At 72.9% G+C, this 15,270-nt stretch carries 14 protein-coding genes; 12 read left to right on the top strand and 2 right to left on the bottom strand.

All coding sequences use genetic code 11. The features are described 5' to 3' along the window. The first annotated feature begins 7 nt into the window (after positions 1-7). From ABD333_RS13315 to ABD333_RS13265, 11 genes are all read left to right on the top strand, one after another. Complete coding sequence (locus ABD333_RS13315; protein WP_344540868.1) at positions 8-1,195, top strand: cytochrome P450; 1,188 nt, start codon at positions 8-10, stop codon at positions 1,193-1,195. Between the two features lie 62 nt (positions 1,196-1,257). After that, on the top strand, positions 1,258-2,337 hold the full coding sequence (locus tag ABD333_RS13310; RefSeq protein ID WP_344540867.1) for a DUF3616 domain-containing protein: 1,080 nt from the start codon (positions 1,258-1,260) through the stop codon (positions 2,335-2,337). Between the two features lie 79 nt (positions 2,338-2,416). Next, on the top strand, positions 2,417-3,640 hold the full coding sequence (locus ABD333_RS13305) for an acyl-CoA dehydrogenase family protein (protein ID WP_344540866.1): 1,224 nt from the start codon (positions 2,417-2,419) through the stop codon (positions 3,638-3,640). Between the two features lie 199 nt (positions 3,641-3,839). Continuing rightward, positions 3,840-4,379 (top strand): FHA domain-containing protein, encoded by a 540-nt coding sequence (locus tag ABD333_RS13300; protein WP_344540865.1) that lies wholly within the window; start codon positions 3,840-3,842, stop codon positions 4,377-4,379. Between the two features lie 148 nt (positions 4,380-4,527). Further along, a complete protein-coding gene (locus ABD333_RS13295; protein WP_344540864.1) occupies positions 4,528-5,718 on the top strand; it encodes an ROK family transcriptional regulator in 1,191 nt (396 codons plus the stop codon). A gap of 44 nt (positions 5,719-5,762) precedes the next feature. Then, positions 5,763-7,100, top strand: a complete 1,338-nt coding sequence (locus ABD333_RS13290) for an ABC transporter substrate-binding protein (protein ID WP_344540862.1) — start codon at positions 5,763-5,765, stop codon at positions 7,098-7,100. Between the two features lies 1 nt (position 7,101). Continuing rightward, positions 7,102-8,088, top strand: a complete 987-nt coding sequence (locus tag ABD333_RS13285; protein WP_344540861.1) for a carbohydrate ABC transporter permease — start codon at positions 7,102-7,104, stop codon at positions 8,086-8,088. Continuing rightward, on the top strand, positions 8,085-9,002 hold the full coding sequence (locus tag ABD333_RS13280) for a carbohydrate ABC transporter permease (protein WP_344540860.1): 918 nt from the start codon (positions 8,085-8,087) through the stop codon (positions 9,000-9,002). Before ABD333_RS13285 ends, ABD333_RS13280 begins: the two co-directional genes overlap by 4 nt. Further along, on the top strand, positions 8,999-10,273 hold the full coding sequence (locus ABD333_RS13275; RefSeq protein ID WP_344540858.1) for a family 4 glycosyl hydrolase: 1,275 nt from the start codon (positions 8,999-9,001) through the stop codon (positions 10,271-10,273). Before ABD333_RS13280 ends, ABD333_RS13275 begins: the two co-directional genes overlap by 4 nt. Further along, positions 10,270-11,259 carry an N-acetylglucosamine kinase gene (locus ABD333_RS13270; RefSeq protein WP_344540856.1) on the top strand — a complete coding sequence of 330 codons (990 nt, stop codon included), beginning with the start codon at positions 10,270-10,272 and terminating at the stop codon, positions 11,257-11,259. The genes ABD333_RS13275 and ABD333_RS13270 overlap by 4 nt, the downstream gene beginning before the upstream one ends. A gap of 43 nt (positions 11,260-11,302) precedes the next feature. Beyond that, positions 11,303-12,193, top strand: coding sequence for a TIGR03619 family F420-dependent LLM class oxidoreductase (locus ABD333_RS13265; RefSeq protein ID WP_344540854.1), 891 nt, complete (start codon positions 11,303-11,305; stop codon positions 12,191-12,193). Here ABD333_RS13265 and ABD333_RS13260 read toward each other — a convergent pair. Both ABD333_RS13260 and ABD333_RS13255 read right to left on the bottom strand, forming a co-directional pair. Then, positions 12,190-12,630, bottom strand: coding sequence for an Lrp/AsnC family transcriptional regulator (locus ABD333_RS13260; protein ID WP_344540852.1), 441 nt, complete (start codon positions 12,628-12,630; stop codon positions 12,190-12,192). The genes ABD333_RS13265 and ABD333_RS13260 overlap by 4 nt on opposite strands. Before the next feature lie 61 nt (positions 12,631-12,691). Then, positions 12,692-13,744: a LacI family DNA-binding transcriptional regulator gene (locus tag ABD333_RS13255; RefSeq protein WP_344540850.1), complete on the bottom strand. Its 1,053-nt coding sequence runs from the start codon at positions 13,742-13,744 to the stop codon at positions 12,692-12,694. A gap of 261 nt (positions 13,745-14,005) precedes the next feature. Here ABD333_RS13255 and ABD333_RS13250 point away from each other — a divergent pair, with 261 nt between their 5' ends. Beyond that, a complete protein-coding gene (locus tag ABD333_RS13250) occupies positions 14,006-15,250 on the top strand; it encodes an ABC transporter ATP-binding protein (protein ID WP_344540848.1) in 1,245 nt (414 codons plus the stop codon). The last annotated feature ends 20 nt before the right edge of the window (positions 15,251-15,270 follow it).

Below are 15,270 nucleotides of genomic sequence, written 5' to 3'. Positions count from 1 at the left end.
CGCAGGGATGACGCCTGCACCAGCATCGTTCCCGGTCGGCGCGGCGGCCACGGTCGAGGAGCTGGAGAACGACCCGCATCCGCTCCTGGCCCGGCTGCGCGCCCGCGAGCCGGTCTCGTGGCTGCCCGCCTTCGACGGCTGGCTCGTCACCTCCCACGACCTGGCGCTGCGGGTGATGCGCGACGCGGCGGCGTTCACCGTCGACGACCCGCGGTTCTCCACCGCGCAGGTCGTCGGCCCCAGCATGCTGTCGCTGGACGGGCGGACGCACACCCGCCACCGCGAGCCGTTCGCCCGCCCGTTCCGCCCGGCACGGACCCGCGAGCGCTTCACCGCGTTCGTCCGGTCCGAGGTGGACCGCCTCGTCGCCGCGATCGCGCCCGCCGGGCGGGCCGAGCTGCGCGGCGACCTGGCGGGCCCGCTCGCCGTCTCCGTCGTGGCCGAGGCGCTCGGCCTGGCGGGCGTCGACGCCACGACCGTGCGGTCCTGGTACGACGCGTTCGTCGTGGCGGTCTCCGACATCACCGCCGGGCGCCCGGGCCACGCCGGCGACGCCTACCAGCGGCTGAGCGCGGCCGTCCACGAGGCGATCACGCGGCCGGGGCCGGCCTCGCTGCTCGCCGAGGCCGCGCACCAGGAGGAGGGCCTCACCGCCGAGGAGGTCACCTCGAACGCCGCAGTGCTGATGTTCGGCGGCATCGACACGACCGAGGGCATGATCTCCAACGCGGTGCTGCACCTGCTCGGGCACCCCGGGCAGCTCGCGCTGGTCCGGGCCGATCCCGGCCTGCTGGACGCCGCGATCGAGGAGTCGCTGCGGTTCGAGCCGTCGGCCTCGGTCGTGGACCGCTACGCCACGCGGGACGTCACGCTCGGCGGAGCGCGCGTCCACAAGGGCGACCTGGTGCGCGTGTCCATCGCCGGAGCCAACCGCGACCCCGCCGTCTTCACCGACCCCGACCGGTTCGACGTGCGCCGCGCCAACGCCGCCGACCATCTGGCGTTCGCGCACGGGCCGCACTTCTGCTTCGGCGCTCACCTGGCCCGCCTGGAGACCCGTACCGCCCTGGCGGCGCTGCTCGACCGGCTCCCCGGTCTCCGGCTCGATCCGGCCGATGTGGTGACGGCGCGGGGGCTGGTGTTCCGGAAGCCGGTGCGGCTGCCGGTGCACTGGGATCCGGCCTTTACAATGTAGATCACAAGTGACCTGGGATGATACCGCGTTCTTCGTACCGGATTGTGTGGGACCATCAGCGCATGATCGTGGAACGCCGGGTCGAGCTCCGCTTCGGGCACGAGAGCCGTGAGGCCGAGACGCACACCAACCTCTCCGCCGTCCGCCAGGACGGCGCCTGCCTGTGGGTGGCGGGCGACGAGACCGCCACCATCGAGCGGCTGACCGCGACCACCGACGGGCTCGGGCGGGTGACCGCCTACGACGACCACCGCTCGGTGGCCCTCGGCGACCTGATCCCGCTGCCGGCCGGGCCGGACGAGGAGGCCGACATCGAGGGCCTGGCCCGCGCCAACGGCTGGCTGTGGGCGATCGGCTCGCACAGCCTCAAGCGCAAGAAGGTCAAGCCCGGGCAGTCCGACGCCAAGGGGCGCAAGCGGCTGGCCTCGGTCGTGCGCGAGGAGAACCGCTTCATCCTGGCCCGGCTCCCCCTGGTGACCGGCGACGACGGCCTGCCCGAGGTGACCCGGCGGCGCGGCGAGCACACCGCGGCCGTGCTCGGCGGGCACGGCGACTCCATCACCGACCTGCTCGCCGACGACCCGCATCTGGCGCCGTTCCTGCCGATCCCGAGCAAGGACAACGGCATCGACATCGAGGGCATCGCCGCCCAGGGCGACCGCCTCTACATCGGGCTGCGCGGCCCGGTGCTGCGCGGCTGGGCGGTGCTCATCGAGATCCGCCCCGAGACGCACCCGGACGACCCGCACCGCCTGCGCCTGCGCCCCATCGGGGACGGCGGGGAGCTCTACCGCACCCACTTCCTTGACCTGAGCGGCCTCGGCATCCGCGACCTGTGCCCGCACGGCGACGACCTGCTCATCCTCACCGGCCCGACGATGGACCTGGACGGCCCGGTGCGCGTCGTGCGCTGGCCCGGCGCCGCCAAGGTCGCCGCCGCCGACATCGTGCCCGCCGGCGAGCTGCACGTGCTCGGCGAGCTCCCGTACGGGGAGGGCGACGACCACGCCGAGGGCATCGTGGTCCTGGACGAGCCCGACGCGGCCGGGCCCAAGCTCCTGGTGGTCTACGACAGCCCCTCCGACGAACGGCAGACCTCCGGCGGCGGGATCCTCGCCGACGTCGTCTCCTTCGAGAAGTAGCCCACCCTCAATAAGCGCTTACTTTCGGCTTCTGCTTGGATATGCCTCATCACCGAGCGGGATTCGAAAGGCTGGCGAGATGATCGAGTGGTCCGACGAGGACGTCATGATCCGCGACGCGGTGCGCGGCTGGATCGACGCGGAGGTCCGGCCGAACCTGGACGCCCTGGACGCCGGCGACCTGCCGCCCTACGACCTGATCCGGAGCCTGTTCAAGACCTTCGGCATGGACGAGCTGGCCCGGTCCTCGTTCGCCTCCCGCGTCCGCAAGCAGCGTGAGGGCGGCGCCGAGAGCGGCGAGAGCGGCGGCTCCGGCGAGGACCATCCGGCCGGCGCGAACGCGGCGATGACCATGCTGCCGATCATCGAGCTGTGCAAGGTCTCCCCCGGCCTGGTCACCGCGATGGGCGTCAGCCTCGGGCTCGCGGCGGGCACGATCATGAAGCGCGGCACGGTCGAGCAGCAGGAGCGCTGGGGCCTGGACCTGCTCACCATGGACAAGGTCGGCGCCTGGGCGATCACCGAGCCGGGCTCCGGCTCCGACGCGTTCGGCGGCATGCTGGCCACCGCGCGCAAGGCCGGCGAGGAGTACGTCATCAACGGCTCCAAGACGTTCATCACCAACGGCCCGTACGCCGACACCATCGTCTTCTACTGCAAGCTCGACAACGGGGAGGACCCGCGCGACCGCGAGATCCTCACGTTCGTGCTCGACCGCGGCATGCCCGGCCTTGACCAGAGCAGGCCACTGCGCAAGATGGGCCTGCACTCCTCCCCCACCGGCGAGCTGTTCCTCAACGACGTGCGGGCGGGCGCGGACCGGCTGCTGACCGGCGGCTCGGGCGGCGGCAAGGAGTCGGCCAAGCAGAACTTCGTCACCGAACGCGCCGGGGTCGCTGCCATGTCCCTCGGCGTCATCGAGGAGTGCCTGAGGCTGTCGGTCGACTACGCCAAGAAGCGCGAGCTGTGGGGCCAGCCGATAGGCGACTTCCAGCTCATCCAGCTGAAGCTGGCCAAGATGGAGGTCGCGCGCATCAACGTGCAGAACCTGGTCTTCCGGCACATCGAGATGCAGCGTGCCGGGCGCACCCCGACGCTGGCCGAGGCGTCGGCGATGAAGCTCTACTCCGCGCAGGCAGCCAGCGAGGTCGCGATGGAGGCCGTGCAGCTGTTCGGCGGCAACGGCTACATGAGCGAGTACCGCGTCGAGCAGCTCGCCCGCGACGCCAAGTCGTTCCAGATCTACGCCGGCACCGACGAGATCCAGGTCACCCACATCGCCCGGGACCTCCTGTCGCGCTGACGCGCGCGGAGAGCCCGCCCGAAAGCCTGCCGAAAGCCCGCCGGCCGCCCGAACTCCGCCCGGCCGGCGGGCGTCCAACGAAAGAGCCTCGCGGACCCGCGGGGCCCTCAGCGGTAAGGGGATCAGCAATGATGATCACTTATTCTGGGGATGCGGGCTTTCCTGGACAGGCGACGACGGGATCTGGATACTCACAGCTATGGACGGTCAGCCCTCATATCCGGTGAGAGCGTCCGATATGGAGCGCGACCGCGTCTTGCGCGCGCTCAGCGACCGCGTGGCCGAAGGCCGGATGTCCCACGAGACGTTCGAGCGGCGGGTCGACCAGGTGCTGCGCGCGCAGAGCCAGGCCGAGCTCGCCGACATCGTGCACGATCTGCCGTCCACCAACCGCGTCGTCAACCGGCTCACCGGCATCATCTCGTCGGTCTCGCAGGTCACCGCGCGCATCGAGGCGGCCTGGCGGGCGCCCCGGCTGCCGCGGTTCATGCTCCCGCCGCCCGGCCTCACGCGCATCGTCGTCGGCCGCGCGCCCGGCTGCCAGTTCATCCTCACCGACCTCACCGTCTCCCGGTTCCACGCCGAGATCTACCACGGCGACGACGGCTGGATGATCTCCGATCTGGGCTCGATGAACGGCACCCGCGTCAACGGCTGGCGGCTGACCGGCCCCGTGCGCGTCCGCCCGGGCGACGAGGTCGGCTTCGGCAACTCCAGCTTCATCGTGGCGGCGCCCTGAGCCGCACCGGCCCGCCCGGCCCGCCCGCTCCACCCGCGCCGCCCGCCTGAAATGGGGCCTTGACGGATCACGCGGGGATCCTTACGTTCACTTCCAAGTTAGGAAACTTTCCTAACTCTGCGGTTCCGGCGCGGGCGGAGGCGATCCCTTGACGGCACCCACCCCTGGCAGGCCGAGCCTGATGCGGGCCATCAACGACCGCGCGGCGCTCGAGGTGCTGCTGGCCCGCGGACCGCTCACCCGGCCGCAGCTGTCGAGCCTGACCGGCATCTCCAAGCCCACCGCGTCGCAGCTGCTGGCCCGCCTGGTCGAGGCGGGCCTGGTCGTCCAGGACGGCATCCGCGAGGGGCTGCCCGGCCGCACCGCCGAGCTCTACCGCATCAACCCGGCCGCGGCCTACGTCGCCGGCCTGGACGTGACCCCGGCCCGCATCCGCGCCGTCGTGGCCGACCTGACCGGGGCGGTCGCGGGCGAGCACACGCTGCCCACACCGGCGCGTTCGGGGGTGGACGCGGTGGCACGGGTCCGCGCCGCGCTCGACGCCGCCGTCGGCGCCGCGCGGCCCGCGATACCCCGCGACCGGCTGCGGCGCGTGGTCGTCGGCATCGGCGGCGCGGTCGACCCCACCACCGGCAGGCTCGGCTACGCCGCGCACATCCCCGGCTGGCACGTCCCCGACCTCGGCAAGCGCCTCACCGACGCGCTCGGCCCGCCGGTCTCGATCGAGAACGACGTCAACCTGTCGGCGCTCGCCGAGCTGTCGGCCGGGCAGGCGGGCGACGCCCGCGACTTCGTGCTGCTGTGGGTCGCCGAGGGCGTCGGCATGGCGGTCGTGCTCGGCGGCGCGCTGCACCGCGGGGCGACCGGCGGCGCGGGCGAGATCGGCTACATGCCCGTCGCGGGCGCGCCGCTCCGGCGCGACGTCAGGCGCACCCACACCGGCGGCGTGCACAGCCTCACCGGCGGCGCCGCCGTGCTCAAGCTGATGCGGGCCCACGGCTTCCGGGGACGCGACGCCGCGACCGCCGTCGGCCGCGCCGCCGCCACCGGCTCACCGGAGGCGGGCGCCGCGCTCACCGAGCTGGCCACCCGCCTCGGCGCCACCCTCGCGACCGTCGTCGCCGTCCTGGACCCGCAGCTCATCGTCCTCACCGGCGACGTGCTGCGGTCGGGCGGCGAGCCGCTGCGCACGCTCGTCGAGCGCGAGCTGCACACCATGACCATCCCCAGGCCGCCGGTCCGGCTCAGCTCGGTCCAGGGCAACCCCGTCCTGGCGGGCGCCCTGCACCTGGCGCTCGGCGACGCCCGCGAGGAGACCTTCTCCAGCACCACTCCCTGATCCGGGCGGTCCCCCCTGCCGCCCTCCCCTAAGGAGGAACCGGAGTGCGCATCCACCCCCCATCCCGGCCCGCACCCCGCGCCGTGGCCCTGGCCGCCGTCCTCGCCCTCGCCGCGGCCCCGGCCTGCACGGCGGGCGGCGACGGCAAGGACGACGGACCCGGGGCCGACGCCCCGCAGACGATCGAGGTCTGGCACGGCTGGAGCGCCGACCACGAGGTCAAGGCGTTCCAGGACGCCGTCGCCGGGTTCCGCCGCGCCCATCCCAACATCACCGTCAAGATCACCGGCAACCAGACCGACGAGCAGATCACCAACGCCATCCGCGGCGGCAAGCCGCCGGACGTGGCCTCCTCGTTCACCACCGACAACCTCGGCCAGTTCTGCCAGAGCGGCGCGTGGCAGGAGCTGACCCCGCGCATCCAGAAGGACAAGCTCGACCTCGGCATCTTCCCCAAGGCCGTCCAGGAGTACACGCAGTTCAAGGGCAAGCGGTGCGCGCTGCCGCTGCTCGCCGACGCCTACGGCCTCTACTACAACAAGAAGCTGATGAAGGGCGAGAAGCCGCCCACGACGATGAGCGAGCTGGCCGCGCTCGCCAAGAAGCTCACCGTCCGCGACCCCGACGGCACCATCAAGGTCGCCGGCTTCATGCCCTCGACCCAGTACTACGAGCACACGCCGCAGCACATCGCCCCCAGCTTCGGCGTGAAGTGGCTCGGCGACGACGGCAGGGCCAACTTCTCCAGGGACCCGGCGTTCAAGGCCTACCTGAGATGGTCCAAGGACCTGCTCGACTGGTACGGCCTGCAGAACGCGCGCAGGTTCATGCGGTCGATGGGCCAGGAGTTCGAGGCGTCCAACCCCTTCCAGAAGGGCAAGGTCGCCATGGCCGTCGACGGCGAGTGGCGCACCAAGTTCATCGAGAAGGAGGCGCCCGCGCTCGACTACGGGACCGCCCCGCCGCCCGTCGCCGACGACCGCAAGGCCCAGTACGGCAGCGGCTTCACCCTCGGCACCATCATGGGCATCCCGCGCGGCGCCAAGCACCCCGAGGCCGCCTGGGCACTGGTCAAGTACCTCACCACCGACACGCAGGCCGTGGTGACGCTGGCCAACGCGCTGGGCAACGTGCCGAGCACCCGCGCAGCGCTCGCCTCGCCCGACCTCAAGCTGCCGCCGCAGTTCACGACGTTCATGGACGTCTTCCGGCACCCGGCGACCAGCACCAGCCCGTCCAGCCCCAACGGCGGCGACTACATGGTGCAGTTCCAGAAGTTCGTCCAGGACCAGTGGGAGACCGGCAAGGTCCCCGACCTCGACCAGGGCCTGCGCGACCTCGACGGCAAGATAAACAAGGCCCTCGACCTGTCCGGCGGCTGACATGACCGCCCTGTCCGCGCGGCGGCCGGGTCGCGGGCACCGCACACGCCGGCCGGTGGCGGCGCCCCGCGCGCGCCGCCGCCACCGGCTGCGGGTGCTGGCGTTCCTGTCGCCCTGGCTGATCGGGTCCGGCCTCTTCTTCGGCTACCCGCTGCTGGCCACGGTGTACTTCTCGTTCACCCGCTACGACCTGTTCTCGCTGGAGTACGTCGGGCTGACCAACTACCGCTTCCTCCTGCAGGACGAGGACGCCTGGCAGTCGATGCGCAACACCCTGTGGCTCGTGGTGGTCATGGTGCCGCTGCGGGTGCTGTTCGGGCTCGGCGCCGCGCAGCTGCTCACCCAGCTCAAGGCCGGCGGAAGCGTGCTGCGGTCGATCGTCTACCTGCCCTACCTGGTACCGCCGGTGGCGGCGACGGTGGCGTTCGTGTTCCTGCTCAACCCCGGCACCGGGCCGGTCGAGCAGATCGCGGGCGGGCTCGGCATCCCGATGCCCGACTGGTTCAACGAGCCGGGATGGAGCAAGCCGGGGCTCACCCTGCTCGGCCTGTGGGCGGTCGGCGACGTGATGATCATCCTGCTGGCGGCGCTGCTGGACGTGCCGCGGCAGCTGTACGAGGCGTCCGCCATCGACGGCGCCGGACCCTGGCAGCGTTTCCGGCACATCACGCTGCCCACCATCTCCCCGGTGCTGCTGTTCGCCGCCGTCACCGGGGTGATCCAGACCCTCCAGTACTTCACGCAGGCGATGGTCGCGGCCAAGGTCGCCGCCGGGCAGGCCGACCAGCCCGGCACCACGACCGTCCCCGGCTACCCGGACGGGTCGACGCTGACGTTCCCTCAGTGGCTCTACGACGAAGGATTCCGGCAGTTCAACATGGGCTACGCCTGCGTGCTGGCGCTGCTGCTGCTGGCGGTCTCGATGGCGTTCACGCTCGTGCTGCTGCGCCAGTTCCACGCCTTCACCGACGAGGAGGGGTCCGGATGACCGACGTCACCTCCCCCTACCGGGCCGAGCCGGGCCTGGCCGCGTCCTCCGGCGCCACCGGAGGCAGGCCGGCGCGGCGCCGCGCCGCGGGCGGAACGCGCGGCCGGCGGACCCTCTACTGGATCGCCACGCACGCCATCGCCATCGCGCTGGCGCTCATGTTCCTGGCGCCGGTGACGTTCATGTTCCTCACCGCCGTGATGACCGACGAGCAGGCACTGAGCGGCGCGCTGTGGCCCTCGGAGTGGGCGTGGGGCAACTTCGCCGACGTCATGTCGGCCGAGATGCTGCGGTGGCTTGGCAACACCCTGCTGTACGCCGGAGTCGGGACGGTGTTCATGCTGGTGTCGAGCGTGCCCGTGGCGTACGCGCTCGCGCGGTTCAGGTTCCGCGGGCGCCGGCTCGCGCTCGTGCTGGTCATCACGACGATGATGCTGCCGCCGCAGGTCGTGGTCGTCCCGATGTACATCGTGTGGGCGCGGTTCGAGCTGACCGGCACGCTCTGGCCGCTGATCATCCCGCTGCTGTTCGGCGACGCCTACTCCATCTTCCTGCTCCGGCAGTTCCTGGTGACGATCCCCAAGGACTACGCCGACGCGGCCCGGGTGGACGGCTGCGGCGAGTTCGCCGCGATGATCCGCGTGGTCCTGCCGATGGCGCGGCCCGCCATCGCCGCGGTGGCGCTGTTCCAGTTCTTCTACTGCTGGAACGACTACTTCGGGCCGCTGGTGTACGCCGACCCCGACCACCGGCCGCTGGCCGTCGGCATCGCCACGTTCCGCGCCGCGCACAACGTGGAGTGGAACCTGACGATGGCGGCGACGCTGCTGACCGTGCTACCGGTGATCGTGGTGTTCTTCCTCGCCCAGCGGGTGTTCATCCAGGGCGTGACACTGACAGGAGTGAAAGGGTGAAGCTGGCCGTCATCGGCGGGGGTTCGACCTACACCCCCGAGCTGGTCGAAGGGATCGCGCGGCGTGCCGGGACCCTGCCGGTCGAGGAGCTCGTGCTCGTCGACCCCGCCGCGGACCGGCTCGCGGTGGTCGGCGGGCTCGCCGCCCGGATGCTCGCCCGCGCGGGCCGCCCGGTGACCGTGCGCACGGTCTCCGACGCGGGCGCGGGCCTGGACGGCGCGCTCGACGGCGCCGCCGCCGTGCTCGTGCAGCTGCGGGTCGGCGGGCAGGCGGCGCGGCTCAGCGACGAGACGTTCCCGCTGGCCTGCGGATGCGTCGGGCAGGAGACCACCGGGGCGGGCGGGCTGGCCAAGGCGCTGCGCACCGTCCCCGTGGTGCTGGAGCTGGCCGAGCGGGTGCGGCGGCGCGCGCCGGACGCGTGGATCGTCGACTTCACCAACCCGGTCGGCATCGTCACCCGCGCGCTGCTGGACGCCGGCCACCGCGCCATCGGCCTCTGCAACGTCGCGATCACCTTCCAGCGCCGTTTCGCCGGCCTGCTGGGGGTCGAGCCCGGGCGGCTCAGCCTCGGGCACGTCGGCCTCAACCACCTCACCTGGGAACGCACGGTCCGGCTCGACGGCACCGACGTCCTCCCCCGGCTCCTGGACGAGCACCTCGACGCGCTCGCCGCCAACACCACGCTGCCCGCCGCGCTGATCCGGCGGCTCGGCGCCGTCCCCTCCTACTACCTGCGCTACTACTACGAGCACGACCGCGTCGTCGGCGAGCAGCGCGCCGCGCCGGCCCGCGCCGCGCGGGTCGCGGCGATCGAACGGCGGCTGATGGAGCTGTACGCCGATCCCGCGCTCGACACCAAGCCCGCGCTGCTGGCCGAACGCGGCGGGGCGCACTACTCCGAGGCCGCCGCCGACCTGCTGGGCGCCCTGCTCGGCCAGTCCCAGGGCGTGCAGGTGGTCAACGTGCGCAACGAGGGGACGCTGCCGTTCCTGCCGCCGGAGGCCGTCATCGAGGTCCCCGCCTGGATCACCGCCGCCGGCGCGGCGCCGCTCCCGGTCCCGCCCGTCGGGCCGCTGCTGGCCGGCCTGATCGCGCACGTCTCGGCCTACGAGCAGCTCGCCGTCGACGCGGCGCTGCGGGGCGGCGCCGACCGCGTGACCGACGCCCTGCTGGCCCACCCGCTGGTGGGGCAGGCCGAGGCGGCCGAACGGCTCGCCCGCGAACTGATCAGCGAAGGCCGGGCCCACCTGCCCTGGGCGGCGAACGGATGAGCCGCACACTGGTGGCGGTCGACGGCGGCAACAGCAAGACCGACGTCGCCGTGGTGTCGGACGGCGGCGAGCTGCTCGCGGCCGTCCGCGGCCCGGGGTTCCGGCCCCAGGCGCACGGCGTCGACGGTGCCGTCACGATGCTGAGCGGCCTCATCGCCGACGCCCTCGCCCGCGCGGGACGCGGCACGGCCGACCAGGTCGCCGCGTTCCTGGCCGGGGCCGACTTCCCCGAGGAGGAGGAGCGGCTGGAGAAGGCCCTGGCCGCCCGCGGCACGGCGCGGCACGTCCGCGTCGCCAACGACACGTTCGCGCTCCTGCGCACCGGCTCGGCGATGGGCTGGGGCGTCGCGATCGTGTGCGGCGCGGGCATCAACTGCCTGGGCGTCGGCCCGGACGGGCGCACCGCCCGGTTCCCCTCACTCGGGCGGATCACCGGCGACTGGGGCGGCGGCTCCGACCTCGGCGCCGAGGCGTTGTGGCACGCCGTGCGCGGCGAGGACGGGCGCGGGCCGCGCACGGCCCTCACCGCGGCGGTGGCGGCGCACTTCGGGCTGGCCCGCGCCGAGGACGTCGGCCTCGGCGTGCACCGCGGCGACATCGCGTGGGAACGGCTGACGTCGCTGGCCCCGGTGCTGCTCGACACGGCCGAGGCAGGCGACCGGGTGGCGCGCGGGCTCACCGACCGGCTGGGCGAAGAGATCATGCTCCTCGGCGTCACGGCACTGCGCAGGCTCGACCTGCTCGGCTCCCCAGCCGAGGTGGTGCTCGGCGGAGGCGTGCTCACCGCCCGCCGCCCGATCCTCATGGACACCATCGAACGGCACTACGCGGCACGGGCGCCGCGCGCACGCCTGGTCGTCGCCGACGACCCGCCGGTGCTCGGCGCCACGCTCCTGGGCCTGGACCTGCTGGGTGCAGCGCCGGCCGCCCACCAGGTCGTACGGGCCGCGTTCGGCCCGCCCTGGCGGCCTCCGGTACGATCATGACCAGGCGCCTTGACGTTGTAAGGTGCGGGGCGAGGGAGAAGGCATGCAGATCGGGTTCGCCGTACCGGTGGCGGGGGCGTGGGCCACCCCCGCCAACCAGGTCGAGATCGCCCAGCGGGCCGAGCGGCTCGGCTACCACTCGCTGTGGACGCTGCAACGGCTCGTCAACCCCGCCTCCTCCGGCGACGACACCTACCGCAACGTGCCCGACCCGTTCGTCACGCTCGCCTACCTGGCGGGCTTCACCCGCACCGTCAGGCTCGGCGTGGCCGTCGTCAACCTGCCGTTCTACTCCCCCGCGCTGCTGGCCAAGCAGGCCGCGACCCTCGACCACGTCACCGGCGGGCGCCTGGACCTCGGTCTCGGCCTCGGCTGGATGCGCGAGGAGTTCGCCGTGTCGGGCGTGCCGTACGAACGGCGCGGCGCCCGCGCCGAGGAGTTCCTGGCGGCGCTGCGCGCGCTCTGGCACGACGAGACCGGCGAATTCCACGGCGAGTTCTACGACTTCCCGCCGGTACGGATGGACCCCGCGCCGCTCCAGTCGCCCGAACCGCCGATCCTGCTGGGCGGCGCGTCCGAGCCCGCGCTGCGCCGCGCCGGGCGGCTGGCGGCCGGCTGGGTCAGCTCCAGCCGCGCCGACCCGGCCGATCTCGGCCGTTCGATCGGCATCGTCCGCGACGCCGCCGAGAAGGCCGGGCGCGACGCGGGCGCGCTGCGCTTCGTGTGCCGCGCCGCCGTCCAGGTCCGTCCCGGCGGCGCCGCGGGCCGGCGGCCGCTCACCGGCACCCACGACGAGATCCGCGCCGACCTCGCCGCCATCGCGCGGCAGGGCGTCACCGAGCTGTTCGTCGACCTGAACTTCGATCCGCGCGCCGACCCGCGGGAGGCCGTGCGGCTCGCCGGCGAGGCGCTGGAGGCCTTCGCGCCGCGTTAGATCGGGGGCCGGCGGCCCTCCCAGGGGGTGCTGAGGACGACCGTGGTCCGGGTGGCGACGTTGGCCGCGGCCCGGATCTTCTGCAGCAGGTCCTCCAGCTCGTTCGGCGTCGCGACCCGCACCTTGAGGATGTAGCTCTCCTCGCCCGCCACCGAGTGGCACGCCTCGATCGCGGTCAGGTGCGAGAGCCGGTCGGGGGCGTCGTCAGCGGCGGCCGGGTCGATCGGTTTGATCGACACGAACGCGGTCATCGGCAGCCCGATCTGCTCGTGGTCGAGCTGCGCGGTGAATCCCCGGACGATGCCGCGTTTCTGCAGCCTGCGCACCCGCTGGTGCACGGCGGACACCGACAGGCCGGTCTCTTTGGCGAGGTCGGTGAAGCTCATCCGCCCGTCGTCGGCCAGCAGTGTCATGATCTGACGATCGATCTCCTCCACGCGGAGAATCTAGCCTGCCGGAGACCACGGTGCCGACCGGATCGCGGTCACAGATCGGCACTCAGCTCCGGCGCGGCGGTCCGCAGCTGCCGCGGATCACCAGTTCGGTGGGAAGCAGCACCGGCCCGCCGACGGCCCGCGCACGATCCCTGAGCAGCAGCTCGCAGGCCCGGTACCCGGCGTCGTGGCCCGGCCGCGCCACCGCGGTCAGCGGCGGGTCGCACAGCTCGGCCCACGACACGTCCCCGACCATGGCGATCGACACGTCCGCGGGCACCCGCAGGTCCAGCTCGCGCGCCACCAGCACGGCGGCCTCCCCGATCAGGTGCCCGGCGGCCAGCACGGCCGACGCGCCGGCCTGCCGTTGCAGCAGCCCGGCCGCCGCGGCGTAGGCGCTGTCGCGCTCGGGCCTGGCCGCGACCACCAGATCCTCGTCGACCGCGACGCCCAGCTGCGCGAGCGTGTCGCGGAAGGCCCTCTCCCGCGCGACCGCCGGCGCTCCCGCCCCGAGGAACGCGATCCGCCGGTGGCCGAGGCCCACCAGATACTCCACCAGGGCCCGCACCCCGGCCCGGTCGTCGATCAGCACCGTGAGGATCTCCGGCGCCCCCGCGAGCACGCGGTCGACCGAGACGACCCGCGCCCCGGCGGCGACCACCGAACGCCACGCCGCCGGAGCCCCCTCGGGCACGGCGATGATCCCGTCGACGCGCTGCTCCATCATCCGGTCGGCGATCGCGGCCTCCCGTGCGGCGTCGCCGTGCGCCGCGTCCAGCAGGACGTGCTCGCCGAACGTCCGCGCGCAGTCCAGCACACCGGCGATCAGGTCCGCGCAGAAGGGGTCGGTCACATCGGGGACGATCAGCCCGATCCCGCCCGTCCGCTGGAGCTTGAGGCTCCGCCCCACCGCGCTCGGCCGGTAGTCGAGCTCCCCGGCCGCGGCCAGCACCCGCGCCCGGGTGTCCGCGCTGACCGAACCGCCCGAGAAGACCCGCGACACCGTCGCGATCCCCACCCCCGCCGCCGCGGCCACGTCCTTGATCGTCGCCGGGCGGCCCGCCCGGCGTCCCGGACCGCGCTCCCCGGCCTCGCCCCGCTCGGTGGTGCCCGCCATCGGCCTCATCCCTTCCCGGCCACGCCGTCGCCGGCGCCGCCCCGGCGCCGCGTTCCGCACTGACGCTCCGCTCGCGGGCGTGGCTGTCAGTATTTCATGATCCAAGGGCTTGCCATGGAAACGTTTCCATAAGGTTTAATCCGGTGCATACGAATAGGGCCTGCTCAACCGAGTGGGTTGGAAACGTTTCCATCCGATTCCGGTGGCGGCCGGTGATCGGGGGGCCCGCGCGCGGCCGCGCGGGCGAGCGAGAGGCAACCGATGGCCAAGATCGTGCTGGACGAGATCGACAAGATCTATTCGGGCGGCGTCAAGGCCGTGGACTCCCTGGACCTGGAGATCCGCGACGGTGAGTTCATGGTGCTGGTCGGCCCTTCCGGCTGCGGCAAGTCGACCGCGCTGCGGATGATCGCCGGACTGGAGGAGATCAGCGGCGGGAAGATCTCGATCGGCGACCAGGTCGTCAACGACCTCGCGCCCAAGGACCGCGACATCGCGATGGTCTTCCAGAACTACGCCCTCTACCCGCACATGACGGTCGAGCAGAACCTCGCGTTCGGCCTCAAGCTGCGCGGCATCCCCAAGTCCGAGATCAAGCAGAAGGTCCTCGAGGCGGCCAAGATGCTCGGCCTGGAGCCGTACCTGTCGCGCAAGCCCGCCGCGCTGTCGGGCGGCCAGCGCCAGCGGGTCGCGATGGGCCGCGCGATCGTGCGCCAGCCGCAGGCGTTCCTGATGGACGAGCCGCTGTCCAACCTGGACGCCAAGCTGCGCGTGTCGATGCGCGCCTCGCTGAGCCAGCTGCACGAGCGCCTCGGCGTCACCACCGTGTACGTCACGCACGACCAGGTCGAGGCCATGACGCTGGGCGACCGGGTCTGCGTGCTGCGCGAGGGCCGGCTGCAGCAGGTCGACACCCCGCAGCGCCTGTTCGACAACCCGGTCAACCTGTTCGTCGCGGGCTTCATCGGCTCCCCGGCCATGAACTTCGTGTCCGCCGAGCTGGGCCGCGGTGACGGCGGCGCGCAGGTCTCCTTCGCCGGCTACACCCTGCCGGTCCCGGACGCGCTGCTGGCCGACAAGCCCGGCCTGGACGGCTACATCGGCAAGAGCATCATCCTCGGCATCCGCCCGTCGGACTTCGAGGACGCCGCGCACGCCAAGCCCGACTGGGCGCCGCTCGCCGCCCGCAGCAGCGTCACCGAGGAGCTCGGCAGCGAGATCAACGTCATCTTCACCATCGACGCGCCGCCGGTCGAGCACAAGGACACCGTCGACCTCGCCGAGGACGCGGCCGAGGGCGAGGCCGACATGACGATCCCGCTGATCGAGAACAAGGCGCTGTGGACGGCGCGCGTGAACGCGCGGTCCCACGTGCGTCCCGGCCAGGACATCGAGCTGGCCGTCGACACCCGCCGCCTGCACTTCTTCGACCCGGCCAGCGGCCTGGCGATCGGCCACCCCGCCACGCCGGCGGCCGAGGCCGCAGGCGACGCGGTCACTGGCTGAAGTCGTGACATCACGTTTCC

Source organism: Actinomadura fulvescens (assembly GCF_039533225.1).
Classification (GTDB): domain Bacteria; phylum Actinomycetota; class Actinomycetes; order Streptosporangiales; family Streptosporangiaceae; genus Spirillospora; species Spirillospora fulvescens.
This window is presented reverse-complemented; position numbering and strand designations above follow the sequence as displayed.

Coding starts and splice junctions, on each gene's coding strand:
- ABD333_RS13315 (WP_344540868.1), top strand. CDS start 8: ATGACGCCTGCACCAGCATCGTTCCCGGTCGGCGCGGCGGCCACGGTC.
- ABD333_RS13310 (WP_344540867.1), top strand. CDS start 1,258: ATGATCGTGGAACGCCGGGTCGAGCTCCGCTTCGGGCACGAGAGCCGT.
- ABD333_RS13305 (WP_344540866.1), top strand. CDS start 2,417: ATGATCGAGTGGTCCGACGAGGACGTCATGATCCGCGACGCGGTGCGC.
- ABD333_RS13300 (WP_344540865.1), top strand. CDS start 3,840: ATGGACGGTCAGCCCTCATATCCGGTGAGAGCGTCCGATATGGAGCGC.
- ABD333_RS13285 (WP_344540861.1), top strand. CDS start 7,102: ATGACCGCCCTGTCCGCGCGGCGGCCGGGTCGCGGGCACCGCACACGC.
- ABD333_RS13280 (WP_344540860.1), top strand. CDS start 8,085: ATGACCGACGTCACCTCCCCCTACCGGGCCGAGCCGGGCCTGGCCGCG.
- ABD333_RS13270 (WP_344540856.1), top strand. CDS start 10,270: ATGAGCCGCACACTGGTGGCGGTCGACGGCGGCAACAGCAAGACCGAC.
- ABD333_RS13265 (WP_344540854.1), top strand. CDS start 11,303: ATGCAGATCGGGTTCGCCGTACCGGTGGCGGGGGCGTGGGCCACCCCC.
- ABD333_RS13255 (WP_344540850.1), bottom strand. CDS start 13,744: ATGGCGGGCACCACCGAGCGGGGCGAGGCCGGGGAGCGCGGTCCGGGA.
- ABD333_RS13250 (WP_344540848.1), top strand. CDS start 14,006: ATGGCCAAGATCGTGCTGGACGAGATCGACAAGATCTATTCGGGCGGC.